Annotated in this window: 7 protein-coding genes and 1 pseudogene; 2 read left to right on the forward strand and 6 right to left on the reverse strand. The window is 67.1% G+C overall.

Annotated elements, in window-relative coordinates; translation table 11 throughout:
- Positions 1–137: 137 nt before the first annotated feature.
- The 6 genes from rfbD to ACZ6ZQ_RS38115 all read right to left on the reverse strand — a co-directional run bounded on the left by rfbD (position 138) and on the right by ACZ6ZQ_RS38115 (position 5,626).
- On the reverse strand, positions 138–1,040 hold the full coding sequence (rfbD, locus tag ACZ6ZQ_RS38090) for a dTDP-4-dehydrorhamnose reductase (protein WP_469773123.1): 903 nt from the start codon (positions 1,038–1,040) through the stop codon (positions 138–140).
- Positions 1,037–2,011 carry a dTDP-glucose 4,6-dehydratase gene (gene rfbB, locus ACZ6ZQ_RS38095; protein ID WP_469773124.1) on the reverse strand — a complete coding sequence of 325 codons (975 nt, stop codon included), beginning with the start codon at positions 2,009–2,011 and terminating at the stop codon, positions 1,037–1,039. Before rfbB ends, rfbD begins: the two co-directional genes overlap by 4 nt.
- A gap of 246 nt (positions 2,012–2,257) precedes the next feature.
- Positions 2,258–3,031 (reverse strand): hypothetical protein, encoded by a 774-nt coding sequence (locus ACZ6ZQ_RS38100; RefSeq protein WP_469773125.1) that lies wholly within the window; start codon positions 3,029–3,031, stop codon positions 2,258–2,260.
- Between the two features lie 453 nt (positions 3,032–3,484).
- Positions 3,485–4,084: a dTDP-4-dehydrorhamnose 3,5-epimerase family protein gene (locus ACZ6ZQ_RS38105; RefSeq protein ID WP_469773126.1), complete on the reverse strand. Its 600-nt coding sequence runs from the start codon at positions 4,082–4,084 to the stop codon at positions 3,485–3,487.
- Positions 4,085–4,156: 72 nt separating this feature from the next.
- Positions 4,157–5,101 carry a glucose-1-phosphate thymidylyltransferase RfbA gene (gene rfbA / locus ACZ6ZQ_RS38110; protein WP_469773127.1) on the reverse strand — a complete coding sequence of 315 codons (945 nt, stop codon included), beginning with the start codon at positions 5,099–5,101 and terminating at the stop codon, positions 4,157–4,159.
- Positions 5,102–5,182: 81 nt separating this feature from the next.
- On the reverse strand, positions 5,183–5,626 hold the full coding sequence (locus ACZ6ZQ_RS38115) for an STAS domain-containing protein (protein ID WP_469773128.1): 444 nt from the start codon (positions 5,624–5,626) through the stop codon (positions 5,183–5,185).
- A 1,225-nt stretch (positions 5,627–6,851) separates the two neighbouring features.
- On the opposite strand from ACZ6ZQ_RS38115, the gene ACZ6ZQ_RS38120 reads away from it, so the two are divergent.
- Both ACZ6ZQ_RS38120 and ACZ6ZQ_RS38125 read left to right on the forward strand, forming a co-directional pair.
- Positions 6,852–7,631 carry a hypothetical protein gene (locus tag ACZ6ZQ_RS38120; protein ID WP_469773129.1) on the forward strand — a complete coding sequence of 260 codons (780 nt, stop codon included), beginning with the start codon at positions 6,852–6,854 and terminating at the stop codon, positions 7,629–7,631.
- Between the two features lie 545 nt (positions 7,632–8,176).
- A pseudogene (locus tag ACZ6ZQ_RS38125) lies at positions 8,177–8,325 on the forward strand (flavodoxin family protein); the annotation flags it as partial.

Below are 8,325 nucleotides of genomic sequence, written 5' to 3' on the forward strand. Positions count from 1 at the left end.
ATGGGTACTCTTCCGGTCTGACTTTCGCAACACGCCCTAGTGCCGGGAGCGGCACTAGCTCGTACACGGCGCGGCGCCCGGCGGGATGACGTCTCCCGCCGGGCGCCGCGCGCGTTCAGAGACAGGTCGGCGGAACATCAGCCGCTCGACCGCGCCGCAGCTGCCAGGCCGGCGAAGGCGGGCGTCACCAGGGCTGCGGTCAGCTGGTCCTCCCACCGCGGAAGGGGCGCGAGCCCGGTACGCAGCCAGCTGCCGTGAGCGAGCACACTGAACGACGGGCGGGGAGCTGGGCGCGGGAACGCCACAGCCCCCACCGGGCGGATCCGCTCAGGATCGAGGCCGCTCAGACGGAAGGTCTCCCGGGCCAGGCCGTACCACGTGGTGTGGCCGGCCGCCGTGCCGTGGTAGACACCTGCCGGTGCCCGGCCGGCCAGTGCGGCACGGCCGAGTGCGGCCAGCTGCCCGGCGAGTGCGCGGGACCAGGTCGGCTGGCCGTGCTGGTCGGCCACCACATCCAGGGTCTCGCGTTGAGCAGCGAGTTGGAGCATGGTGGTCACGAAGTTGCGGCCGTGCGCGCCGTAGAGCCAGGCGGTGCGCACGATGTAGCCGGTGCGGGGCAGCAGTTCGGCCACTGCCCGCTCCCCGGCCAGCTTGCCCCGCCCGTACGCGTTGACGGGGCCGGTCGGTGCGTCTTCGAGGTACGGCTGCCGGGCGTCACCCGGGAACACGTAGTCGGTGGAGACGTGCAGCAGGAGAGCACCGCTGCCCGCGCAGGCGCGCGCGAGACGGCGCACGCCGGTGCCGTTCACGGCGGTGGCCTCCGCCTCGGCCCGCTCGGCGCCGTCGACGTCCGTCCAGGCGGCGCAGTTGACGACCACGTGGTGACCGGCGACGGCCGCGTGTGCGGCCGTCAGATCGGTGATGTCGAGCTCGTCACGGCTCAGTCCCGTCACCACGGCGTCCGGGTCGGCGGCGAGCTCCGCCAGCATGTCCCGGCCGAGAAGCCCGCCCGCACCGGTCACCAGCCAGTTCGTGGTCATCCCAGCTCCGCCTTTGCCTTGAGCGGCTCCCACCAGGAGCGGTTCTCGCAGTACCAGGCGACCGTTGCGGCCAGGCCTTCCGTGAAGGCCACCTGCGGGGCGTAGCCGAGGTGGTCGCGGATCTTGCTGTCGTCCAGGGAGTAGCGCAGGTCGTGTCCCTTGCGGTCGGCCACGTACCGGACCCGGTCCCAGCCTGCGCCGACCGCGTCCAGCAGCAGTCCGGTGAGCTTGTGGTTGCTCACCTCGGTCCCGCCGCCGATGTTGTAGATCTCCCCGGCCTTGCCACCGTGCAGGACCAGTTCGATGCCCCGGCAGTGGTCGGCGACGTGCAGCCAGTCGCGGATGTTGCGGCCGTCTCCGTACAGGGGGACCGTTTCCCCGTCGATCAGGTTGGTGATGAAGAGCGGGACGACCTTCTCGGGGAACTGGTACGGCCCATAGTTGTTGGAGCACCGGGTGACCACGACGTCCAGGCCGTGGGTGCGGTGGTGGGCGAGCGCCAGGAGGTCGGAGCCGCCCTTCGACGCGGAGTACGGGGAGTTCGGCGCCAGCGGCCACTCCTCGGTCCATGAGCCCTCGCTGATCGAGCCGTACACCTCGTCGGTGGAGACGTGGACGAAGCGGCCGACGCCGTGCCGGTGCGCCGCGTCCAGCAGCACCTGGGTGCCGACCACATTGGTACGGACGAAAGGACCGGCCCCCTCGATCGACCGGTCCACATGCGACTCGGCCGCGAAATGCACCACGGCGTCCTGGCCGGCCATTACCTGGTCGACCACGTCAGGGTCGCAGATATCACCCCGGACGAAGCTGTAGCCCGGGTGGCTTGCCACCGGCGCCAGATTGGCCTCGACCCCTGAGTAGGTGAGTTTGTCGAGGACCGTGATCCGCGCGGCCGGATCCGAATACAGCCGCTGGCGTACGTATTCCGAACCGATGAAGCCGGCGCCGCCGGTCACAAGGATGCGCATGGTTCTCCGATGTTCTTGCTGCCCGGCGTTCGGAACGGGCCGCCTGCCACCCGGTACGTGCACCACATACGCTACTCAGCGCCCCGGCATCTTCCCGGCAGACAGGCCCCGTTCATGCCGGGGTTACCTTTTTCCCGGCTTGAGAAAACGCGGACGGTGCCCGCGAAGCCGAGGCTCCGGGGCACCGTCATTCACTCCCAGGTGAAGCGGGCAGCCGGTACGGCACCACCGCTCACATAGGAGTGATTACGCGTCGTGGCAGATCACGTAGGCGACGATCGTGCCGACAGTGCTGCTGGCCTGCCACCCAGTGGCAGGGCCGACACCGGTGAAGATGGGCCTGTTCGTCTCGGCGTTGATGGTGATCAGCGGGTCAGCCGACTGGTATCCGCCGCCGGTGGCGACGTCACCGATGCCGCACGAGGCAACCGAGTCGCCACCCTGGGGGCCCTGCACGACGTACGTCTCCAGCTCCGCGGCGCCCTGGACACCCTGGGGGCCCTGGGCACCGTCAGTGCCATCGGCACCCTGGGCTCCCTGGGCGCCATCGGCACCGTCAGCGCCCTGGGCACCCTGCGCACCATCGGCACCGTCAGCACCCTGAGCACCCTGCGCACCATCGGCACCGTCAGCACCCTGGAAGCCCTGCGGACCCTGCGCACCGTCAGCGCCATCGGCGCCATCGGCGCCCGGGTCACCCTGGAAGCCCTGCGGACCCTGGGGGCCACCGGGGTCACCCTGGAAGCCCTGCGGACCCTGGGCGCCGGGCGCGCCGTCCTCGCCGTCCTCGCCGGGCACGCCCTGCGGGCCCTGGGCGCCGTCCTCGCCGTCCTCACCGGGCACGCCCTGCGGGCCCTGCGGGCCTACCTTGCCCCGCGGTCCCTGCGGCCCACGGTTGCGGTCGCGGTCGCGGTCGGCGCTCGTTGCGCCGTTCGGGCCCGGCATCCCGAAGCTGTGCTCGGTGCCGGACCTTTGGATCGCGTCGGCGATGGCCGCCGTGCTGGGGAGAATGTTGAGCACGGCAGCAAGTGCGCCCGCCGATACCAACGTTGTGGTTTTGACCCGGGAACTACGGATCGTTTTACGGCTCACGGAGAACCTTCCTCACGGAACTTGGAGTGACCAAACCGCCAGCATGCACACGCCATGAGCGCGTTGCATTGGCATGCGTGTCACGTCGCCCATGGCCACGGACAGAACCATTCTTCAGTCTCAGCGATTGAATGATTACGAGCTGGTTCGTGTCGTGGACGAAGATCACCCAAGCGGCCGCGAATCCGCGCGGGCACTTTGCGCTCATTGAGGGCCGGCCCGTCCCGAACAACCCGCACCCCGAGTTGATTACTTTCTCAACGTTTTCCTTGCATTCTGCTGCTGTGCGGACAGATGCCGGACCAAGCACCGTAATACTTGGCGCAGAAAGCGGGACCGACTAGGGTGCCGGTTCAGCGGAATCGTCAGCAGGAGGCCATTTCAGTCAACAGCTCGCACACTTCGACGATAGGCACTGCAGTCCTCGAAGGAAGGCAGCAGCCCTTGCCGTTCGGCTTCCCCCAGCGTGGGCGCCGCAGCGTCCTTCGCGGAGAGCAGCGGGTCGAGGCCCTCAGGCCATTCGATCGCCAGTGCCGGATCGAGCGGGTGAATCCCGAACTCACGCTGCGGCGCGTATCCCTGCGAGCACAGGTAGACGACGGTGGCGTGATCGTCCAGCGCCATGAAGGCGTGGCCCAGCCCTTCCGAGAGATAGACGCACCGGTGGTCCTGGTCGTCGAGCCGAACTGCCTCCCACTGAGCGAAGGTTGGGGAGCCGATGCGGATGTCGACCACGACGTCGAGGACGGCGCCGCTGACGCAGGTGACGTACTTGGCCTGGCCCGGCGGGACCGAGGCATAGTGGATTCCGCGGAGAGTGCCGCGTACGGAGCGTGAGCAATTGGCCTGCTCGAGACCGAGCTTCTGGCCGGTCACAGCGTGGAACCGGTCGGTCTTGAACCACTCGTGGAAGCGGCCCCTGCTGTCCGTGAAGACCTCGGGTGTGTCCACCCAGGCCCCTTCGATGCCCAGTGGTTTCACGTGATCGATTCCTTCCACGCGTAGCTCGATTTGCTGATCACCACGTCCGTAACCCCCAGGCCGTCCGCGCGGCTACACAGGAGCACCCGGTCCTGTTCGCAGCAGTACGTCCCGACGCGATCGGCTTCCCCGTTGCGGCATGACGGCGCATCGGGAGTCTTCCAGCAGTCCCAGCAAGTACTGGCCGTACCCGCTCTTGAGCAGCGGCTGGGCCAGTGCCCGGAGCTGGTCGTCGTCGATCAGGCCGGACCGCCAGGCCGTCTCCTCGATGCAGCCGATCTTGAGACCCTGGCGTTCCTCGATCACCCTGACGAACTCCGAAGCCTGAACCATGGAGGCGAAGGTCCCGGTGTCCAGCCAGGCGGTGCCTCGGTCGAGCCGGGTGACGTGCAGCTCACCGGACTCCAGATAGCAGCGGTTGAGGTCGGTGATCTCCAACTCGCCCCGCGCACTGGGCTGTAGGCCGCGCGCGATGTCCACGGCCCGGTTGTCGTAGAAGTACAGGCCCGGCACGGCGTACCGGGACTTCGGCCGGGCCGGTTTCTCCTCGATGGACAGCGCCTGGCCCAGCTCGTCGAACTCCACCACGCCGTACGCCGAGGGGTTGGCCACCGGGTACGCGAACACCCTGCCGCCCTTCATGCCGGCGTGTTGGGTCAGCCGTGTGCCGAGGCCGCTGCCGTGGAAGATGTTGTCGCCCAGGATCAGGGCGACCGCCTCGTCGTCGATGAAGTCGGCGCCCAGCACGAAGGCCTGGGCGATGCCCTCCGGGCGCTCTTGCGTCGTGTACTCCAGCCGCAGGCCCAGCTGATCACCGTCGCCGAGCAGTCGACGGAACTGGTGCTGGTCCTCAGGGGCGGTGATGATGAGGATCTCCCTGACCCCGGCCATCACCAGGGTGGACAACGGGTAATAGACCATGGGCTTGTCGAAGACCGGCAGCAGTTGCTTGGACACCGAGCGAGTCAACGGCCAGAGTCGCGAGCCGGTGCCGCCGGCCAACAGAATTCCTCGCATGGCGTCACTGTAGGTGGACTGCGAATTGCTGCGGATCTCCGACACGGAGCGTCCGGCGCCTGAGCGGTGACGCCGTGCCGGTCAGATCCGGGGGCCGGGCGGGCTCCCCCCTGACCTCTCCACCAGATCCAGTGCCTGCTTGACCGAAATTGCGCACAGGAAAAGTCGCCTCGAAATCTCGGTCGCGATCAATCTGCGTACGGGCGACGAAGGGTGGACCAGGACAAGATTTCTGCCGTTGCGCTTCCAGGAAAGAAAAAGTTCGAGAAGTTCTTTGTCGCAATCCGTGATTTCCGCACAGTCCACCACAAGGCGAGAGTATCCGGATTTCACAGCGACGGTGAGCATGAACCGCAAAGGATACACGCTGATTTCGTCGATCACGCCTCGGAGCGCAATGACGAGCGTGCGATCAACGGTCTGGCAATAGGAGATCGCCAGCGGATCATTCCACCGACCGGAGGCGGCGCGTTGGCCGGCGCCAGTCGAATCCGAATGCACCGTGACCGGTTCCGCAAGGCTCATGTTATTGAAACCCTCCTCAGGGATTGACCGCCATGGACGAGAGTCTCCTTCGGCAAGATTGCTGGTGCAGTTCGGCGCGGCCGTTGCGGCGCTGCCAGAATCGCGCTCTACACCTACCGCACAAGCACCGCCAACTGCACCCGCGTACGATCCAAACGGGTGAGGACCGAGGAAAGCATTCATTCTGGTCGTGATGCGATACGTTTTCCCTATCAGCTGCCCTTGTCGACCCCATCGCAATGCTCCATAAGGGTGGATCACGCTCTTCCCGACCGAATTCCCGGCCAGGAAGCCGTACGATGAGATTCGCTGGACGAGCCTCGGTCGTTCATTCACGAAACGCACCCGAGCCCAGGCAGGCTCCTTCCCTCCCCCGGTGTCACCACCGCTGCCACACCGCGGTCGGCGGCTCAGATGTGGCCCCGGCGGTCGCTGTGGACCGCGGCGCTGCACGCGGCGGTGAGGTTATCGGCGCCAGTTAAGTGTCCGTCGGCGCGGGAAATCGTTTCGTCAATGATGAATTCTTACAACACACCGCAGGTCCCCCCTGGCGGGCCGAACCCCCTGCCCACACCGGTCCCTCAGGTCGGAGTCCGTGCGTGGGAACGCCGGCCGACCCTGGAGGCGTCCGACCTTCGTACCCCGTCGGCCTCCGGCACGACATCGGCCGACGGCCCGCAGCCCGATGTGGCCTCTGCCGGTGCGCATCCGGGCACACGGACTCCGGACAACCCCTACGGCCAGGGCGAACTCGCCCAGACACCGCTGTACGGGCAGCTGGTGGCCGAATGGCGGGCACGCGGCGCGATGCTGCCGGGAACCCGCGACCTGCAGTGGGACAGGCTTGCCTCCAGCAGAGCATTCGAGGAGGAGACACAAAGGACGCTCCGCATGCTGCGGCTCGAGCGGGATCCCGCGCCGGCATCCCCCTCGTGGGCGGAGGCAGGGGTGGAATCGAGCGGGAGAGGACGGCCGTCCCCTTCCGATGCCGTCGGGCGCGTACCGAGGCCCCGGTAACAGTCCCGGTAATAGTTCTGCCGAATCGTAAATACGCCTGCCGACTCGTACGACGATCGGGACATGCAATCGAATGCATCGCGCTCCGGTCAGTGCCCCGCCCCCCGTTGCCACGACCGGGAGGCGAAAACCTTTAGCTATTGGAGCTCATCGTGTGAATTCTGGCGCAGTCGCGAGTCCCGGGGGTAGGCGAAGCGTTTGTGCGTGTGTGGAACCGCGTGAGTTGTGGGAAAGAAATACTGTTCTGGCAAAAGCCTTCTGTGCCGGCGATGACCGGGTGCGGCTGGCGCAGAGTGCCCTGGATGAGGCGCAGGCCGAGCGTACGAGGCTGCTTGCCGCATTCGCGGTGGTCGTCGGTGACGACGGCACCGTCGCCGGCATGATGGGCTTGCAGGAGCGCGAGGTCAGAGTTGCCCGCAGGACTGTCGGCCGGGAGGGGGCCCGCAATGTTGCAGCGAATCTGCTGACGCGAATGTCCGACCAGGCCTGCGAGATGGGCGAGGAGCCCGGTCAGGCGGCTTCGGATACGCATGCGTCTTTCCCTCGGGCAGAGACGAGTACGGCTGCCGCTGCATCAGCTCCCTACACAGCACCGCCGTCCCATGCGAGCAATTCTTATTCTGCTGCTGCCGTTGAGGAGCAGATGTGGGCCGAGCCGCCTCAGGTATCCGGTCCCATCTGGTCACCATCGATGGACTCGGTGCTGGTGTGGAGCTGGCACTCCGGGCTGGACCTGCAGGTCGTCGCGAACGAACTCGGTCTCGAACTGAGGACGGTTCTGCAACGTGTGCAGGTCCTCGCGGCCGAGGGTCACCTTGTGAAATCCGACCAGGTTCCTTCGAGGGACTACTCAAGTGCTTCGAGGGACTACTCGGGTGGTTCAAGGGACTACTCGGGCCGCCATCGCCGGAACGAGGACACGCTCGAGTTCTCCAACTCGGGAGCCTTCGGCCTGGGCGGATTTTTTTCCAGCGCTTCCTGGACATGAGTCCGGCCGGCGCGGACTTCGCAATGAGTCGTGAGTGGCCGGCCTTCAAGGGGTAACAAGGGGTAACTCCGTGGCGAGCTCAGTCAGCGCCGACCTGAGCGCCGCCGGCGAGTGAATCCCGACGGCCCGTATGCGCCCGGGCAGGAATTGCGGGGCGAGGCGGCAGCCCCGGGGGCACGACCCAGGCCGCAGGGGAACGTTTTCCCTCCCAAGCTGCCCGGCGGGCTCGGGCGTCAGCCTCCCGCAGTTGCACACACCACTCACAGCCGGCCTCGTCATGCGCACGGGGGGCGAGCCAGTACGCGCCGGCCAGCCGGGCGTCGGGGACAGGGATCGCATCGCTGCCGAAGTCGTCCATGCCCGGGCCAACGACGCGATCAAACCGCAGGGAACGGCGGCCCCCGGCCATGCAACCGAACCGTCATCAACCGCCGGGAGGGCCGGTCCGTCCTGATCACCCAATCGCGGACGCCGACGTCCCACACCCGCCGTCGCACCGGCACTACTCTCCCCGCGAGGATCGGCCGCGTCCCCCGGAGGCTCCGTTGGTATCCCCCGATTTCCCCGATGCCCCCGACAACCAGCGCTACGACGGCCTACGGGCGATGTTCATCAACTGCACGCTCAAGCGCTCGCCCGAGGTCAGCAACACCCAGGGGCTGATCGACAAGAGCCGCGCGGTGATGGAGGCCAA

Source organism: Streptomyces sp. NPDC053673 (assembly GCF_055585225.1).